The organism is Klebsiella sp. K-Nf6 (genome assembly GCF_002806655.1).
GTDB lineage: Bacteria > Pseudomonadota > Gammaproteobacteria > Enterobacterales > Enterobacteriaceae > Klebsiella > Klebsiella variicola.
In genome coordinates this window covers 145,903-163,910 of sequence record NZ_PIBN01000010.1, presented here as the reverse complement: position 1 = coordinate 163,910, position 18,008 = coordinate 145,903, and the positions used below count along the sequence as shown (strand labels likewise).

Annotated in this window: 16 protein-coding genes; 7 read left to right on the top strand and 9 right to left on the bottom strand. The window is 54.8% G+C overall.

The features are described 5' to 3' along the window. Positions 1–35: 35 nt before the first annotated feature. The 9 genes from aroD to leuL form a co-directional block, all read right to left on the bottom strand. The gene (gene aroD, locus CWM61_RS17705; protein ID WP_074386872.1) at positions 36–791 is read right to left on the bottom strand and encodes a type I 3-dehydroquinate dehydratase; all 756 of its coding nucleotides are present in this window, start codon (positions 789–791) and stop codon (positions 36–38) included. Between the two features lie 30 nt (positions 792–821). Next, positions 822–2,036: an MFS transporter gene (locus tag CWM61_RS17700; protein ID WP_074386871.1), complete on the bottom strand. Its 1,215-nt coding sequence runs from the start codon at positions 2,034–2,036 to the stop codon at positions 822–824. Between the two features lie 10 nt (positions 2,037–2,046). Continuing rightward, positions 2,047–2,910 (bottom strand): shikimate dehydrogenase, encoded by an 864-nt coding sequence (locus CWM61_RS17695; RefSeq protein ID WP_008807448.1) that lies wholly within the window; start codon positions 2,908–2,910, stop codon positions 2,047–2,049. Positions 2,911–2,921: 11 nt separating this feature from the next. Further along, complete coding sequence (locus CWM61_RS17690; RefSeq protein WP_074386870.1) at positions 2,922–4,955, bottom strand: FAD-dependent oxidoreductase; 2,034 nt, start codon at positions 4,953–4,955, stop codon at positions 2,922–2,924. 397 nt (positions 4,956–5,352) lie between these two features. Then, a complete protein-coding gene (gene leuD, locus CWM61_RS17685) occupies positions 5,353–5,958 on the bottom strand; it encodes a 3-isopropylmalate dehydratase small subunit (RefSeq protein ID WP_008807446.1) in 606 nt (201 codons plus the stop codon). 10 nt (positions 5,959–5,968) lie between these two features. Next, on the bottom strand, positions 5,969–7,369 hold the full coding sequence (gene leuC, locus CWM61_RS17680; RefSeq protein ID WP_061155772.1) for a 3-isopropylmalate dehydratase large subunit: 1,401 nt from the start codon (positions 7,367–7,369) through the stop codon (positions 5,969–5,971). Between the two features lie 2 nt (positions 7,370–7,371). Further along, positions 7,372–8,463, bottom strand: a complete 1,092-nt coding sequence (gene leuB, locus CWM61_RS17675; protein WP_008807444.1) for a 3-isopropylmalate dehydrogenase — start codon at positions 8,461–8,463, stop codon at positions 7,372–7,374. Beyond that, positions 8,463–10,034 (bottom strand): 2-isopropylmalate synthase, encoded by a 1,572-nt coding sequence (leuA, locus tag CWM61_RS17670; RefSeq protein WP_061155771.1) that lies wholly within the window; start codon positions 10,032–10,034, stop codon positions 8,463–8,465. The genes leuB and leuA overlap by 1 nt, the downstream gene beginning before the upstream one ends. A 95-nt stretch (positions 10,035–10,129) precedes the next feature. Further along, positions 10,130–10,216 (bottom strand): leu operon leader peptide, encoded by an 87-nt coding sequence (gene leuL, locus CWM61_RS17665; protein WP_004222662.1) that lies wholly within the window; start codon positions 10,214–10,216, stop codon positions 10,130–10,132. A 613-nt stretch (positions 10,217–10,829) separates the two neighbouring features. On the opposite strand from leuL, the gene leuO reads away from it, so the two are divergent. The 7 genes from leuO (at position 10,830) to ftsL (ending at position 18,002) form a co-directional block, all read left to right on the top strand. Next, on the top strand, positions 10,830–11,798 hold the full coding sequence (leuO, locus tag CWM61_RS17655; RefSeq protein WP_074386869.1) for a transcriptional regulator LeuO: 969 nt from the start codon (positions 10,830–10,832) through the stop codon (positions 11,796–11,798). A gap of 394 nt (positions 11,799–12,192) precedes the next feature. Continuing rightward, positions 12,193–13,917 carry an acetolactate synthase 3 large subunit gene (ilvI, locus tag CWM61_RS17645; RefSeq protein WP_061155769.1) on the top strand — a complete coding sequence of 575 codons (1,725 nt, stop codon included), beginning with the start codon at positions 12,193–12,195 and terminating at the stop codon, positions 13,915–13,917. Positions 13,918–13,919: 2 nt separating this feature from the next. After that, a complete protein-coding gene (gene ilvN / locus CWM61_RS17640; protein ID WP_002888536.1) occupies positions 13,920–14,411 on the top strand; it encodes an acetolactate synthase small subunit in 492 nt (163 codons plus the stop codon). 180 nt (positions 14,412–14,591) lie between these two features. Beyond that, positions 14,592–15,596, top strand: a complete 1,005-nt coding sequence (cra, locus tag CWM61_RS17635) for a catabolite repressor/activator (protein WP_004145952.1) — start codon at positions 14,592–14,594, stop codon at positions 15,594–15,596. 641 nt (positions 15,597–16,237) lie between these two features. Beyond that, positions 16,238–16,696: a division/cell wall cluster transcriptional repressor MraZ gene (gene mraZ, locus CWM61_RS17625; protein ID WP_012542858.1), complete on the top strand. Its 459-nt coding sequence runs from the start codon at positions 16,238–16,240 to the stop codon at positions 16,694–16,696. 2 nt (positions 16,697–16,698) lie between these two features. After that, positions 16,699–17,640 (top strand): 16S rRNA (cytosine(1402)-N(4))-methyltransferase RsmH, encoded by a 942-nt coding sequence (gene rsmH, locus CWM61_RS17620; RefSeq protein WP_061155768.1) that lies wholly within the window; start codon positions 16,699–16,701, stop codon positions 17,638–17,640. After that, entirely contained in the window at positions 17,637–18,002 is a 366-nt protein-coding gene (gene ftsL / locus CWM61_RS17615) for a cell division protein FtsL (RefSeq protein WP_002888550.1), read from the top strand. Before rsmH ends, ftsL begins: the two co-directional genes overlap by 4 nt. Positions 18,003–18,008: the final 6 nt, after the last annotated feature.

Below are 18,008 nucleotides of genomic sequence, written 5' to 3'. Positions count from 1 at the left end.
ATTGGCCCGGAGGTGATCTCCGGGCCATCCGGGTATCAGGAGAGAATATCCATCACTTCACGTAGCTTAGCGATAGCGATCTGTCCTGGCGCAGAAGCCTGTCCTACGGTGCCGAAGGTCATCGCCGAACCGAACAAGCGCCCGGTCACCCGGCTAACGCCACCGGATTTCCCCATCGACATGGTAATCAGCGGGCGAGTCGCATATTTTTCTTTCATGGTCAGCGTGGCGGCGAGCAGGGTCAGAACGTCCTGCGGCGACTGCGGCATCACCGCGATCTTCGGCAGGTCGGCACCCAGATCCTGCATGCGGCGCAGGCGATAGATAATATCTTCCTGAGCGGGGGTCTTGTGGAAATCATGGTTACTCATGATCACCTTGACGCCCGCGGCATGCGCATCGTCAACCAGCGCGCGGATCTGCGCTTCATCATTGAATAGCTCGATATCGATAACATCAACCAGTCCGCTGCGCGCGGCTTCGCGATTGAGCGTGAAATATGCTTCGTCGCTGATCTCGGTTTCGCCACCTTCTTTTTTGCTGCGGAAGGTGAACAGCAGCGGGAGCGCTTTCAGCGCGCCACGGATTTCCGCCAGCGCGGTCATCACCTGGGTCAGTTCTCTGACCTGGGTAAAGTGGTCAACGCGCCACTCGATAATATCGGCCCCGGCGTCAACCAGGCCGTGGGCGTTACCCAGTATCTCATCCAGGGTTTTGCCGATCAGCGGTACACAAATGAGGGTTTCCCCTTCCTGAAAGGTGATGTTCTTTACGGTTACTGCATTTGTCATGTAGGTATCCATTATTGTTCGCGTTGAACCTCAGGCGGTGACTGCGGTGCGGGACACTTTTTGTGCCGCCCGAGCCTGCAGTTGACGATAGCCGATGTACAGGGCGATCACAAAGCCGATTACGGCGATCAGAAGATCAAACCACATAATGCTGGCGATACTGATCTGCGAAAGCTTTGCGGTGATCAGCGGGATCGTGAAGCTGGCGATACTGCCGGCGGTGTAGAAGATCCCGGTTGCCTTGCCTTTTCCGTTCGGGAAACTCATCGCCATGATGGTTGCTCCCAGCTGCAGTACCCCGCCGGCGGCGGCAAAGCCGATGACAAAGGCGAAGCCGGTGACCATCATCGGCGTCGGGAACAGGCACACCAGCAGCAGCGAAATCATCGACAGGCCAGTATAGATGATCATGGCGATGGCTGAGCTGAACACCTCTTTGACGAAGGCGGCGGTCACGAAGACGCAAACCAGCGAACCGACGGTATAGATGCTAAGCAGTTTAATCGCCGAGGCATAGGGCAGGCCGACCACAAACTGACCGTACTGCGCCAGCCACTGGCTGACCAGATAGAAGGTTGCCATGCCAATGTAGCCGTACAGGGTGAAGACCACCATATCCAGTTTATTGGCCTGCGGCCGGGCAGTTGCTTCCGCCTGCGCCGTGGAGGTTTCCTCTTTTTTCGCCGACTGGCTATCAGGGAACGGCATTTTGAGCAGGTAGATACCGCTCAGGACAAACAGCCCCGCTGCAATCACGAACGAATAGCCGAACCACAGATTCGCCCAGATCAGGAAGCTGATAATGAACGGCAGCAGGAACTGCCCGGCGGAAACGAAGGCTTTGATCAGCACGTTGGCCCGGCTGGCGGAGTGCGGGAAAGACTCCATCAGCGCCGGATAGGTTCCGGAGTCGAGGAAGCTATTCGCCAGGCCCGCCATAATGCCGAAGACGTAGGCCAGATAGATATTTTTAGTCAGCAGGATGCCGACAAAGAAGATTAGATAGCTGAGGATCCCCAGATAAATAAAAGGCTTACGGCCAAAGCGATCCGACAAAAAGCCGGTCACAATGGTCGCCAGCTTGCCGATACCTAACGAGGAGATAACGATGGATACGCCAGCAGCATCTGTTCCCCACTGTTCCTGAAGATGGGCCATGTTGAGGGTGATTAAAAGCACCCCCATGCCGTGGATCAGGTAGTTGAGATACAGCCCTGCCGCAGTAGGGATGTATTTATTTTTCATCATTCGCCTCTTAGAACAGAATGCTCTTGATGTAATCAACCGGCATCTGTTTACCCGTCCAGATTTCGAACGCGCGCGCGCCTTGCCACAGCATCATCCCCAGACCGTTCAGGGTGCGGCAGCCTTTTTTCTCCGCCACTTCCAGCAGGTGGGTTTTACGCGGGTTGTAGACGACGTCAGAGACGATCAGATCCGGGCGCAGGAAGCTGTCGTTCGGCAGCAGCATTTGGCCTTCGAACGGCTTCATGCCAACGCCGGTGGCATTGGTCAGGATCACGCTGCTGTCGATTTCGGCGCGCAGCTTGTCATGATCGTCGAGATCGAACAAATGGATCTCGCAGTTGGTGTTGTTGCGGATCTTAGCTACCGTTTCTTCGGCGTTGGCGAAGAATTTATCGCGGCGGTTAAAGATGGAGATTGCTTTCACGCCATCCAGTGCCGCCTGGACGCAGAGCGCGGTCGCCGCACCGCCGGCGCCGAGCACGGTCATCTTCTTGCCGATGATATCGATACCCGCTTCGCTAAGGGCGCGCATATAGCCGGTGCCGTCGGTGATATGCCCGGTCAGTACGCCATCGTCGTTGACCACGGTGTTGACCGCCCCGACCAGCTGCGCCGCCGGCGACAGTTTATCGAGATACTGGCAAATTTCGGTTTTGTTCGGCATAGAGACATTAAAGCCGCGCAGCTTCATTGCCCGGAAGCCCTGCACAACGTCTTTCAGCTCCTGATTACCGACTTCAAAAGCCAGATAAACATAGTCCAGCCCGAGATGGGCGAAAGCCTCGTTATGCATGGTGGGTGACATGCTGTGGCGAATCGGGGTGGCGATCAGGCCAATCAGCTCAGTGTGTCCAGTAATACGTTCTGCCATGACAAAAATCCTCAATAAGTTAGAAAGGGAATTCGTTGTGCTTCGCGGCTGCCCAGCGCACCCATGTCTTCCAGGGTATCCAGCACGTTGCGGCCTTCGCGGATGCCGTCGATAATGCGCCGCGCCATCAGGCTGTCGCCGATATTCATGATTTTGACGTTATTGGCATTGGCCCAGCGCTCGATCTCGTCGAGACCCGTCCGGTTGGCGCGCATCCCCAGGCAGACAAAGCCATAGTCAAAGGGGATATCGAAGGTTTGCTGTGTATTTTTCACCCGGAAATGGTCAGCAGCGACCGCCATCAGTTGGGTATTCATGTGCTGTTCGACCTGGTGCTCGTCGAGCATGGTCAACATGGCATTTTTGGTAATGATGTCGAGGTCGCGACCGGCGGCGTCCTGCATCTCGATTAATACCGCCTGTGCGCCGCGTGCCGTAAAGTATTCGATAACGTCGAGGCCAACGGCGCCTGCGCCGACGACGGCGATACGTTTACCCTCGATATTGGTAAATTTCGCCAGGTTGTCGATCATGCCGGTAATGGAAAAGACTTTGCCGTCCGCGGTATCAATGTTTTCCCGCAAGCCTTCAATGGGCGGCAGCAGCGGCGTTGAGCCGGTGGCGTTGACAATCAGATGCGGATGCAGGGCGGAAACTGAGGCCACGTCGGCACGTTTGCCGACCTGCAGCATCAGGTTGTCCAGCGAGGCGATGCGATTTTTCATAAACTGCGGGAAATCGGCGATGCGCTTTTTCTCTGGCAGACGGGAGATATCGCTGGCGAGACCGCCGACGTGGTTTTTCGCCTCCAGCAGCCAGGTATGGCAACCGACTTCCGCCGCGGTGCAGGCGGCTTCCATCCCGGCGGTGCCGGCGCCGATGACTACTACGTTCGTTTCGCGACTGACGCGGCGCATTTTGTAGGCATCGCCGTGGATGATGTCTGGGTTAATCGAACAGCGCAGCGGGCGCGAGCGGGCGATGCGATGGTCAGCGCAACCGATATTGCAGGAGATGCATTTGCGCATCAGGCGCTCTTTACCGCCTTGCACCTTCTGCACCCACTCCGGCTCGGCAATCAGGCCGCGGCCAATGGCAATAAGGTCGGCATCGCCGCTGGCGAGAATATCCTCGGCCACCTGTGGTGAGCGAATATTGCCGGCGATGACCGTGGGCTTATGGAATTTATCGCGCACCGCGCGGGAAAGATAGCGCTTCCAGCCATCCTCCAGCGACATCTGGTCGATTTGCAGATTCAGGTTGTCATTCTGCGCCGCAGAGACGTTGATGATATCGACCTTATCCTGGCAGAGTTCAAGGATCCGCAGGGAATCTTCGAGGGTATTGCCACCTTTGAGGAAGTCATCGGCGCTGATGCGCAGGCTGACCGGAAAACGCGGCCCCACGCAGGCGCGCACTTTATCGATAATCAGACTTAATATCCGGGTACGGTTTTCGACGCTGCCGCCAAATTCATCGGTGCGTTTGTTAAATAACGGCGATAAAAACTGGCTAATTAAATAGGAATGACCGGCATGAATTTCGACGCTGTCAAAACCCGCACGACGAACGCGCTCCGCGGCATCACCAAATTTTTCAACGGCATGATAAATTTCCTCATGCGTCATCGGGCGCGGAATATTTCCGTTCTTTTTCGAGGGCGTCGAGGAGGAGGAGAGCGGCGTCTGACCGTCGAGGCGGTAGGCATAAGCGGAAGCGCCAGCATGATTTAACTGAATGGATACGCAGGCGCCATGTTTATGCAGGGTTTCGGTTAATTTAAACAGTCGCGGAATATATTGATCGTTATCGATGCGCAGCTGTGTGGTGCCATTGGAAGCGAAGGGAAAATCAATACAGATATTTTCGATGGTGATAAGTCCGGTGCCGCCTTTAGCCCGCAGTTCGTAGTATTCAAGCTGTTCCTGCGAGACCTCGCCGTTGAGCGTGGCCATATTGGTGCCCATAGGGGGCATGATAATGCGGTTTTTAAGCGTCATGCCGTTGATGGTCAACGGACTGAAAAGGTGCGGGTAGTGGCTCATCTCTTCTCTCCACAGGAGGCCGGGAGGCCGATATGCGGGGGCCCGGGCGTGTCCTTAGTTAATATTTCTCTGTGGTAAAAGATAGCGAGGGGAAAAATCGAAAAATAATGCTTTTTTTTGTTCTGAGCTATAGGGGTTCTCTATGAGATTAACGCTTCCTTCACATTCTTATATTTTTATATTAAACACTCGTACCTTATTTTTACTTGCAGTGAAGGGATAATACATAAACAGCGCAGAGAAAGGGGAGGAAAGCGGAATGATTCGCCTTTATCTCTTAGTGCAGGTCAGCGTAATGGTCTGGCGACCAGCGCGAGAATATTGTTTTTTGTGCGCGGGATCTCAATTTCCCGCCACGATAAAATAAAAAGCCCGGTCAAATGACCGGGCCCGAAGGTTAATTCATAAACGCCGGCAGCTTGCGTTCATAGTCGGAAATCGCCTCTCCGTGCTGCAGCGTCAGGCCGATGCTATCCAGGCCGTTGAGCATACAGTGGCGACGGAAGTCGTCGATCTTAAAGCTGTAGGTTTTATCCCCAGCTTTAACTACCTGCGCTTCCAGATCCACTTCAAACGTCATGCCCGGGTTGGCCTGCACCAGCTTGAACAGCTCGTCGACCTGCTCGTCGCTCAAGGTTACCGGCAGCAGCTGGTTATTGAAGCTGTTGCCGTAAAAGATATCGGCAAAGCTTGGCGCAATAACGACCTTAAAGCCGTAATCGGTCAACGCCCACGGCGCGTGCTCGCGCGAGGAGCCGCAGCCGAAGTTTTCACGTGCCAGCAGGATTGACGCCCCTTTGTATTGCGGGAAATTCAGCACAAAATCCGGGTTCGGCTGCTGGCCTTTATCGTCGAGAAAGCGCCAGTCGTTAAACAGGTGGGCGCCAAAGCCAGTGCGGGTCACTTTCTGCAAAAACTGCTTGGGAATAATCGCGTCGGTATCGACGTTTGCAGCATCCAGCGGAACCACCAGGCCGGTATGTTGGGTAAATTTCTCTGCCATGATGGTCTCCTTACTTCAGATTACGGATATCGGCGAAATGACCGGTAACAGCTGCCGCTGCGGCCATTGCCGGGCTCACCAGGTGCGTGCGTCCGCCGCGGCCCTGACGGCCTTCAAAATTACGGTTGCTGGTGGAGGCACAGCGCTCGCCCGGATTCAGGCGGTCATTGTTCATTGCCAGACACATCGAGCAACCCGGTAAGCGCCACTCAAAGCCGGCTTCGATGAAAATCTTATCCAGGCCTTCCGCTTCCGCCTGCGCTTTCACCGGACCGGAACCCGGCACCACCAGCGCCTGGACACCCGGCGCCACTTTACGCCCTTTAGCGATTTCCGCCGCGGCGCGTAAATCTTCGATTCGCGAGTTGGTGCAGGAGCCGATAAACACTTTATCGATAGCCACATCCGTCAGCGGGATCCCGGATTTCAGGCCCATGTAGGCCAGCGCTTTTTCGGCGCTGGCGCGTTCCACTGGATCGCTGAATGACGCCGGATCGGGGATATTATCCGTCACTGAGATCACCTGGCCCGGGTTGGTGCCCCAGGTCACCTGCGGGGCAATCTCTGCCGCCTGCAGCGTCACCACGGTATCAAACGTCGCGCCGTCGTCGGTTTTCAGGGTTTTCCAGTACGCGACGGCATCGTCAAAATCTTTGCCTTTCGGCGCGTGCAGACGGCCGCGTACATAATTGAAGGTGGTTTCGTCTGGCGCGACCAGGCCCGCTTTGGCACCCATCTCGATCGCCATGTTGCACAGGGTCATACGCCCTTCCATGCTCAGATCGCGGATCGCTTCGCCGCAGAACTCAACCACATGGCCGGTGCCGCCGGCGCTACCGGTTTTACCGATGATGGCCAGCACGATATCTTTGGCGGTAATGCCCGGCGCCGCTTTGCCTTGAACTTCGATTTTCATGGTCTTCGCGCGGCCCTGTTTCAGGGTCTGGGTCGCCAGCACATGCTCCACTTCGGAGGTGCCGATACCGAACGCCAGCGCCCCGAACGCGCCGTGGGTGGCGGTATGGGAGTCACCGCAAACAATGGTCATCCCTGGCAGGGTGACGCCCTGTTCCGGGCCCATGACGTGGACGATGCCCTGGTATGGGTGATTCAAGTCATACAGCTCAACGCCAAACTCTTTACAGTTCTTAATCAGCTCCTGCATCTGGATGCGGGCCATCTCGCCGGACGCGTTGATATCTTTGGTCTGCGTCGAGACGTTGTGATCCATGGTAGCGAAGGTTTTACCCGGCTGGCGCACCTGGCGGCCATGTGCGCGCAGGCCGTCAAACGCCTGCGGGGAGGTCACTTCGTGCACCAGATGGCGGTCAATGTACAGCAGCGGGGTTTCGTTCTGCGCCTCATACACTACGTGCGCATCAAATAATTTTTCGTATAACGTCTTCGCCATGATTACACCCCTTCTGCGACATAGCGGGCAATAATATCGCCCATTTCATCAGTACTGACCGCCGCCGTACCGCGCGCCAGGTCGCCGGTACGAACCCCTTCTTCTAAGGCACGGTTGATGGCGCTCTCAATGGCGGTCGCCGCTTCGTCAGCGTCGAGGCTGTAGCGCAGCAGCAGGGCCAGAGAGAGGATCTGCGCGATCGGGTTAGCGATATTTTTGCCGGCGATATCCGGTGCGGAACCGCCCGCCGGCTCATACAGGCCAAAACCTTGTTCGTTGAGGCTGGCGGATGGCAGCATACCCATCGAGCCGGTGATCATCGCGCACTCGTCGGAGAGGATGTCGCCAAACAGGTTGGAGCACAGCAGCACGTCGAACTGGGACGGATCTTTAATCAGTTGCATGGTGGCGTTATCGATATACATATGCGCCAACTCAACGTCCGGATACTCCTTGCCGATCTCGGTGACGATTTCGCGCCACAGAATGGACGACTGCAGGACGTTGGCCTTATCGATGGAGGTCACTTTGTGACGACGCTTACGAGCGGATTCAAAAGCGATGCGCGCGATACGTTCGATTTCAAAGCGGTGATACACCTCGGTATCAAAGGCTTTCTCATGCTGACCGCTGCCTTCGCGGCCTTTTGGCTGGCCGAAGTAGATGCCGCCGGTCAGTTCGCGAACGCAGAGAATGTCGAAGCCGTTGGCAGCGATGTCGGCGCGCAGCGGGCAGAACTCCTCCAACCCCTGATACAGTTTGGCCGGACGCAGGTTGCTGAACAGTTTGAAGTGCTTACGCAGCGGCAGCAGCGCACCGCGCTCTGGCTGCTCGGCGGGCGGCAGGTGTTCCCATTTCGGGCCGCCAACGGAGCCGAACAGGATCGCATCCGCCTGTTCGCATCCGGCGACGGTCGCCTGCGGCAGGGGAGTCCCCTGACGGTCAATAGCCGCCCCACCGACGTCATACTGGCTGGTGGTAATGTGCATGGCAAAACGTTGGCGCACGGCTTCCAGTACTTTCATCGCCTGGTTCATCACTTCCGGGCCAATGCCATCACCCGGCAAAACGGCAATATGGTAATTCTTCGACATTACACGGTTTCCTTATTGTTCTCTTTATTCTGAGCTTTGCGTTGCAATTCTTTTTCGACTTCGGCGGCGCGCCAGATGTTGTTCAGCACGTGAACCATGGCTTTTGCTGACGACTCAACGATATCTGTGGCCAGACCCACCCCGTGGAAGCGGCGGCCGTTGTAGTCAACGACGATATCCACCTGGCCCAGGGCATCTTTGCCGTGGCCTTTTGCACTTAAGCCATACTTCACTAATTCAATGTTGTAATTGGTGACGCGATTAATGGCCTGGTAGATGGCGTCGACCGGGCCATTGCCGTTGGCGGCTTCGGTTTTGATCTCATCCCCACAGACCAGCTTGATCGAGGCGGTCGCGATATCGCTGGAGCCGGACTGGACGTTGAAGTAATCCAGACGGAAATGCTCCGGCTCTTCCTGCTGCTTGTTGATAAACGCCAGCGCTTCCAGATCGTAATCGAAGACCTGGCCTTTTTTGTCCGCCAGCTTCAGGAAGGCGTCGTACAGATGATCCAGGTTGTAATCGCTCTCCTGGTAACCCATCTCTTCCATCCGGTGTTTCACCGCCGCGCGGCCGGAGCGGGAGGTCAGGTTCAGCTGTACCTGGTTCAGGCCGATGGATTCCGGGGTCATGATTTCGTAGTTTTCGCGGTTCTTCAGCACGCCGTCCTGGTGGATGCCGGAGGAGTGGGCGAAGGCGCCGGTGCCGACGATGGCTTTGTTGGCCGGGATCGGCATATTGCAGATTTGGCTGACGGTCTGGCTGGTGCGCCAGATTTCATGATGATTAATGTTGGTGTGCACGTTCATGATGTCTTTGCGCACTTTGATCGCCATGATGACCTCTTCCAGCGCGCAGTTACCGGCGCGTTCGCCGATACCGTTCATCGCGCCTTCTACCTGGCGTGCACCGGCGTGGACCGCGGCGAGGGCGTTACCGACGGCGATGCCCAGATCATCATGGGTGTGGACGGAAATAATCGCTTTGTCGATATTCGGCACGCGATCATACAGGCCGCTGATAATGTTGGCGTATTCGAACGGCATAGTGTAGCCGACGGTGTCCGGGATATTAATGGTGGTGGCGCCAGCGTTGATCGCCGCTTCGACGACGCGAGCCAGATCGGCAATCGGCGTACGGCCAGCGTCTTCACAGGAGAATTCGACATCGTCAGTGTAGTTGCGCGCCCGCTTCACCATATAGATCGCGCGCTCAATCACTTCATCCAGCGTGCTGCGCAGTTTGGTGGCGATATGCATCGGCGAGGTCGCAATAAAGGTATGGATGCGGAAAGCTTCAGCCACCTTTAAGGATTCCGCTGCTACATCAATATCTTTCTCAACGCAGCGCGCCAGAGCGCAAACACGGCTGTTTTTGATGGTGCGCGCGATACTTTGCACCGATTCAAAATCGCCCGGGGACGAGACCGGGAAACCGACTTCCATTACGTCGACCCCCATACGCTCAAGGGCCAGAGCGATCTGCAGCTTCTCTTTGACACTCAGGCTTGCCTGTAACGCTTGTTCGCCATCACGTAAGGTCGTATCGAAAATAATGACTTGCTGGCTCATGGTTTGGATCCTTAGTCTGTGTCCTGGCGCCTTGTTGACGAGCATAAAAAAACCCGCGCCAAGGCGCGGGTTTTATAGTCTTGCTGGAAGATGACTTAACGCTGAACGTCGCCCAACAGCCTACCGCGCAAATGGCATGCGTTTAGTAGTAGTAGGCTGGTGATACGAGCGGTGCGAATCATTGCGTCAAACTCCAGATGAAATCGTTATGCTTTTAGAGTTACTGGATAGCCGTTTTAAAGTCAACCCCTGGCACGGAAAAAGCGTTATTGGCTCACGATGTGAATTAGCAAATTGTGCTGATGTAAGCCCTGTTTTGCCGAAGATCCTATTTTGGACAAAGGGAGGCGCGTCCTCATTTGTTTCATTTGAAAAAGTGCTTTGCATTCAACGCATCGCCCACGATGTGCCGTGAACGAGGCGGCAAAAAAAAGCTATCTGAATGAAAATATTATATTTATTTTCCTTGTGAATGTATTTGCTCATTAGCGGATTATTTTTCAATGATAAGTATTTGTTAATAATATGGTGTTAAAACTAAAATACTTTATTATTGCTTAAGTTACAGTTAACTATTGGTGTTGTTTTTATTTTTACGGATTATGGTTACACTCATCATCATTAAGTAACTGGTATGGTTTGAGCGGTTCATTTTCCTGGTAATCCCGCTTTTTCACTGCCACTCATAGCCTTGATATATTCCTAAAAATCTCCTTTGCTATTTTGCAAATGTCATTTGCATGATAAATGATATTTTCGACGCTAGTTATAGTGGTTTAGTAAAGGGAATTCATCGTGACGGCGGAATTAGATATGTTAATTGAAACTCCAGAATATAAAACAGCCCCCGGACAGGAAGTCGTTAAACCTCAACTACGGATGGTTGATCTCAATCTGCTCACCGTTTTTGATGCGGTGATGCAAGAGCAGAATATTACCCGTGCCGCCCATACGCTCGGCATGTCGCAACCCGCGGTGAGCAATGCGGTTTCACGTCTGAAAGTGATGTTTAATGATGAGCTGTTTGTGCGCTATGGCCGCGGTATTCAGCCGACGGCGCGGGCCTATCAGCTTTTTGGTTCTGTGCGCCAGGCACTACAGCTGGTACAAAACGAATTGCCGGGCTCTGGTTTTGAACCGCTAAGCAGTGAGCGCGTTTTCAATCTGTGCGTCTGCAGCCCGCTGGATAACATCCTGACGTCGGTTATTTTTAATAAAGTTGCGGAGATCGCGCCCAATATTCATTTGGTCTTTAAATCCGCGCTGAATCAAAATACAGAACATCAGTTACGTTACCAGGAAACGGAATTTGTGATCGGTTATGAAGAGTTCCGTCGCCCTGAGTTTGCCTGCGTCCCGTTATTCAAAGACGAAATGGTTTTGGTGGCCAGTCGCAACCACCCCCGTATTTCCGGGCCGGTGATGGAGGCGGATATTTATCGTGAGGAGCATGCTACGGTGGCTCTCGATCGGTATGCCTCATTCAGTTTACCGTGGTATGACACCGCCGATAAGCAGGCGCGTATCGCCTATCAGGGTAATGCGATGGTCAGCGTATTAAACGTGGTATCGCAAACCCAGATGGTGGCCATTGCGCCACGCTGGTTGGCCAATGAGTTTGCCGATAAATTAGCACTGCAAATATTACCCTTACCGTTGAAGGTCAACAGCCGGACCTGCTATCTCTCGTGGCATGAAGCGGCTGGCCGCGATAAAGGCCATCAGTGGATGGAAGAGCTGCTGGTGGATATTTGCAAGCGCTGAGTCGATGGCAACGAGGATGAAAGGAGCTTCGGCTCCTTTTTTTATATGATATAAATTCGATAACGCAGAATTTTGTTCTGTTTGGCCTGTGCGAGACGCTCGTCGGGTTCGTGAAAAATGGATCAATTCCTGCTATCACGCCTTTTCTCCGAGTATTTACCATTCCCTTTTCTTATCTCTGAAGCAATCCACCATATTTTCACCTCTCCGCTTTCTTTTCTTCTTATTACGGGGGGAACACATCCCCTGCGGCGAATTGCCTGCCTGCTGGCGAGCAGTTATGGTAGTGGCATGCAGTCCATTCACCTCAGTGCGGAGGGTCTCTCCTCCGCATCGTGCGAGCGCGCGGAAATTGAGTTCCGCTGTCGTAAAACAATAAGCCTGGAGGCAAACCATGGAGATGTTGTCAGGAGCCGAGATGGTCGTCCAATCGCTTGTCGATCAGGGCGTCAAGCAAGTATTCGGCTATCCCGGAGGCGCAGTCCTCGATATCTACGATGCGTTACATACCCTTGGCGGTATCGATCATGTGCTGGTTCGCCACGAGCAGGCGGCAGTGCATATGGCGGATGGTCTGGCGCGGGCGACCGGCGAGGTTGGCGTCGTGCTGGTCACCTCAGGACCAGGGGCCACGAACGCCATCACCGGCATCGCGACGGCCTATATGGATTCCATTCCGCTGGTGATCCTCTCCGGGCAGGTGGCAACATCGCTGATCGGTTACGATGCCTTCCAGGAGTGCGACATGGTGGGAATTTCCCGTCCGGTGGTGAAGCACAGTTTCCTGGTGAAGCAGACGGAAGATATTCCCGGTGTCCTGAAGAAAGCCTTCTGGCTGGCGGCCAGCGGTCGCCCCGGACCGGTGGTGGTCGATCTGCCGAAAGATATTCTCAATCCGGCGAAAAAGCTGCCGTACGCCTGGCCGGACGCGGTGAGTATGCGTTCGTATAACCCGACTACCAGCGGCCATAAGGGACAGATTAAACGCGCCTTGCAGACCCTGGCGGCGGCGAGTAAGCCGGTTGTTTACGTCGGCGGCGGGGCGATCAATGCGCATTGCGAACCCCAGCTGCGTGAGCTGGTGGAAAAGCTGAAGCTGCCGGTTGCTTCCTCCCTGATGGGGCTTGGCGCTTTCCCGGCGACGCACTCGCAGGCGCTGGGGATGCTGGGTATGCACGGCACCTATGAAGCCAACATGACCATGCACCATTCGGACGTCATTTTCGCCGTCGGCGTCCGCTTTGACGATCGGACCACCAACAATCTGGCCAAGTACTGTCCGAACGCGACAGTGCTGCATATTGATATCGATCCGACCTCGATCTCGAAAACCGTGCCGGCAGATGTGCCGATCGTCGGTGATGCCCGGCTGGTACTGGAGCAGATGCTGGAGCTACTGGACCAGGAAGAGACGCAGCAGCCGCTGGACGACATTCGCGACTGGTGGCAACAGATCGAGCAGTGGCGTGCCCGCCATTGTCTGCGCTACGACGACCAGAGCGATAAAATCAAACCGCAGGCGGTGATTGAAACTATCTGGCGGCTGACCCAGGGCGATGCCTACGTCACTTCCGATGTGGGCCAGCACCAGATGTTCGCCGCCCTTTATTACCCCTTCGACAAGCCGCGGCGCTGGATTAACTCCGGTGGCCTCGGCACCATGGGCTTTGGCTTACCGGCTGCGCTGGGGGTCAAAATGGCTCTGCCGGACGAAATGGTGGTCTGCGTGACCGGTGACGGCAGTATCCAGATGAACATTCAGGAACTCTCTACTGCGCTGCAGTATGAGTTGCCGGTACTGGTGCTCAACCTTAACAACCGCTATCTCGGGATGGTGAAGCAGTGGCAGGATATGCTCTATTCCGGACGCCATTCGCAGTCCTATATGGAGTCGCTGCCGGACTTTGTGCGTCTGGCGGAAGCCTATGGTCACGTCGGGATCCGCATTAGCGAGCCGCAGGAGCTGGAGTCAAAGCTTGCTGAAGCGCTGGAGCAGGTGCGCCAGCGCCGGCTGGTGTTTGTCGATGTCACCGTCGACGGCAGTGAGCATGTGTACCCCATGCAGATCCGCGGCGGCGGCATGGATGAGATGTGGTTGAGCAAAACGGAGAGGACCTGATTATGCGCCGGATATTATCGGTATTACTGGAAAACGAATCGGGCGCATTGTCCCGCGTTATCGGCCTCTTTTCCCAGCGCGGCTATAATATAGAAAGCCTGACTGTGGCGCCGACGGACGACCCTACGCTCTCCAGAATGACCATCCAGACCGTGGGCGATGAAAAAGCGATCGAGCAGATTGAAAAGCAGCTGCACAAGCTGGTGGATGTGCTGCGGGTCAGCGAGCTGGGGCAGGGGGCCCATGTCGAACGCGAAATCATGCTGGTGAAGGTACAGGCCAGCGGTTATGGCCGTGAAGAAGTGAAGCGCAACACCGAAATCTTTCGTGGGCAGATTATCGATGTGACGCCTTCTATCTATACCGTTCAGCTCGCCGGGACCAGCGATAAGCTTGATGCTTTCCTGGCCTCGCTGCGTGATGTCGCTCGGATCGTGGAAGTCGCTCGCTCCGGTGTGGTCGGCCTGTCTCGCGGTGATAAAATCATGCGCTGAGGATCGGGAACTGATGCAAAAATAGCCCGGCAGCGACTGTCGGGCTTTTTTTTTGCGAAATCAGTAGGAACTGTAAGCGAAAGCGGTTGCTGCGCTAACTATTCTGCGCTTAGATGTTATAAAAAGGGTTCCATACCTGAATAATGGTTATGTTTGGCACTTCTTACCCAAGGGGCAATTGTGAAACTGGATGAAATCGCCCGGCTGGCCGGTGTTTCAAGAACCACCGCGAGCTATGTGATTAATGGCAAAGCGAAGCAGTACCGCGTAAGTGACAAAACGGTCGAGAAGGTGATGGCTGTGGTGCGAGAGCACAACTATCATCCGAATGCGGTCGCTGCTGGCCTGCGTGCAGGACGCACACGATCTATCGGTCTGGTGATCCCGGATCTCGAAAATACCAGCTATACCCGCATTGCAAATTATCTGGAACGTCAGGCGCGTCAGCGCGGCTATCAGCTGCTGATTGCCTGCTCTGAGGATCAACCCGATAACGAGATGCGCTGCATTGAGCATCTGCTGCAGCGCCAGGTTGACGCTATTATCGTCTCCACCTCGCTGCCACCAGAGCACCCTTTCTATCAACGCTGGGCTAACGATCCTTTTCCTATTGTCGCGCTTGACCGCGCCCTTGACCGCGAGCATTTCACCAGTGTGGTCGGCGCTGATCAGGATGACGCTGAAATGCTCGCTGCCGAGCTGCGGACCTTCCCTGGCGAAACGGTACTTTATCTCGGCGCGCTGCCGGAACTGTCGGTGAGCTTCCTGCGCGAGCAGGGCTTCCGCAAAGCCTGGCAGGACGATCCGCGTGAGGTGCATTATCTCTATGCCAACAGCTATGAGCGCGAAGCGGCGGCTCAGCTATTTGAGAAATGGCTTGAAACCCATCCGATGCCCCAGGCGCTGTTTACCACCTCTTTCCCGTTGCTGCAGGGAGTGATGGATGTGACGCTGCGCCGCGAGGGCAAACTGCCCTCTGAGCTGGCGATCGCCACCTTCGGCGATAATGAGCTGCTCGATTTTCTGCAGTGCCCGGTGCTGGCGGTGGCTCAGCGCCATCGCGATGTCGCTGAGCGGGTGCTGGAGATCGTCCTTGCCAGCCTCGATGAACCGCGCAAGCCAAAGCCGGGCCTGAGCCGTATTCGCCGTAATCTTTACCGTCGCGGTAGCCTGAATCGCCGTTAAGGGCGCTACATCGCCAGCGTCCAGGATTATTCCTGGCGGGCCTGCCGGAAAGCAGGCCTTTGGCGATTAATCAGGCAACTGACGTTAAAAATGCAAAACTGAATATATTTCAGACAAATCCCTAAACTTCTTTACGCGTTATTTTGTTTTATTCGCTGGCAGTCATTTTTGTTACTCAAAACGGGACACAAAAAATGATTAAGCGGGCTTTAATTGTATTATTTTGTTACATTCACCGGGTTAATTGCTGAATTAACACCCATTTTGTTCGCCCCGACCTTTCTCTCCTGCCTTATCCCGCGCCTGGTCCGCCCTTCAGACAGCAACAGGTACTGTTAACGGCCGGCATAATGGCCTAAAATGCCGCTCGCGTCGCAAACTGACACTTTATATTTTCCCGCCGAAGATATTTTGTTGTTTATAACTGTTACGAGTTTGTTGGTTATTTTCTTACACGTATTCATAACGTTAATTTGCCTCGCCTGTTGATGAATTTTTCATCAGGGCTAATGTCGGCTGTAAATAATGGGTTTTTGAGCTCTGTTGGCATCCGTGCTGGCTTGACAAGCTTTTCCTCCGCTCCGTAAACTCCTTCTGGTGGGAATTTGTGGGATAAAGTGGCGAAAAGGGGTGAGGCTGGCATGTTCCGTGGAGCAACGTTGGTCAATCTCGATAGCAAAGGCCGCCTGGCCGTGCCAACGCGTTATCGCGATGGGCTGATCGAGGACGCTGCCGGTCAATTGGTGTGCACCATTGACATTCATCACCCGTGCCTGCTGCTTTATCCATTGCCTGAATGGGAAATCATCGAGCAGAAATTGTCGCGTTTATCGAGCATGAATCCCGTTGAGCGGCGCGTGCAGCGTCTGCTTCTGGGTCATGCCAGCGAATGTCAGATGGATAATGCCGGACGATTGCTCATCGCGCCGGTGTTACGGCAGCATGCCGGGCTGACAAAAGAAGTGATGCTGGTCGGGCAGTTTAATAAGTTTGAACTGTGGGATGAAACGACCTGGTATCAACGGGTCAAGGAAGATATCGACGCTGAGCAGTCCGCGACCGGTGAACTGTCGGAGCGCCTGCAGGATTTGTCCTTATAAAAATGATGGAAAATTTTAAACACACTACGGTACTTCTGGATGAAGCCGTCAATGGCCTCAATATTCGTCCAGACGGTATCTATATTGATGGTACCTTTGGCCGCGGCGGTCACTCGCGCCTGATCCTCTCCCAGCTGGGAGCGGAAGGACGTTTGCTGGCAATCGATCGCGATCCACAGGCGATTGCTGTCGCAAAAACCATCGATGATCCCCGCTTTTCCATCGTACATGGTCCTTTTTCACAGCTCGCTGACTACGTCGACGAGCGCAATCTTACCGGTAAGATCGACGGCATTCTGCTCGATCTTGGCGTCTCCTCTCCGCAGTTGGATGATGCGGAACGCGGCTTTTCCTTTATGCGCGACGGTCCGCTGGACATGCGCATGGATCCGACGCGCGGTCAGTCTGCGGCCGAATGGCTACAAACCGCCGAGGAAGCGGATATTGCCTGGGTGATTAAAACCTTTGGTGAAGAGCGGTTTGGCAAACGTATCGCCCGCGCGATCGTGGAGCGTAATCGTATTGAACCGATGACCCGCACCAAAGAGCTGGCGGAGGTCATCGCCGCCGCGATGCCGGTAAAAGATAAGCACAAACATCCCGCGACCCGTACCTTCCAGGCGGTGCGCATTTGGGTAAACAGTGAACTGGAGGAGATAGAGCAGGCGCTAAAAAGCTCGCTCAGCGTGCTGGCCCCGGGTGGACGGCTGTCGATCATTAGTTTTCATTCGCTGGAAGATCGCATTGTGAAACGCTTTATGCGTGAACAAAGCCGCGGTCCGCAGGTTCCGGCGGGAATACCGATGACCGAAGCGCAGCTCAAAAAACTGGGCGGCCGTGAGTTACGAGCACTAGGCAAGTTGATGCCGGGCGAAGAAGAGGTGGCAGAGAATCCACGTGCCCGTAGTTCAGTGCTGCGTATCGCAGAGAGGACGAACGCATGATCGGCAGAGTGACAGAGGCCTTAAGCAAGGTTAAAGGGTCGATTGGAAGCAACGAGCGCCATGCTTTGCCTGGCGTGATCGGGGACGACCTTCTGCGGTTTGGGAAACTGCCACTCTGCCTGTTCATTTGCATCATTATTACGGCGATTACCGTGGTCACCACCGCGCACCATACGCGCCTGTTGACCGCGCAGCGTGAACAACTGGTTCTGGAACGCGACGCCCTGGATATTGAGTGGCGCAACCTGATCCTCGAAGAGAACGCACTCGGCGATCACAGTCGGGTTGAGCGGATCGCGACCGAGAAGTTGCAGATGCAGCACGTCGATCCATCACAAGAAAATATCGTTGTACAGAAATAAGGATTA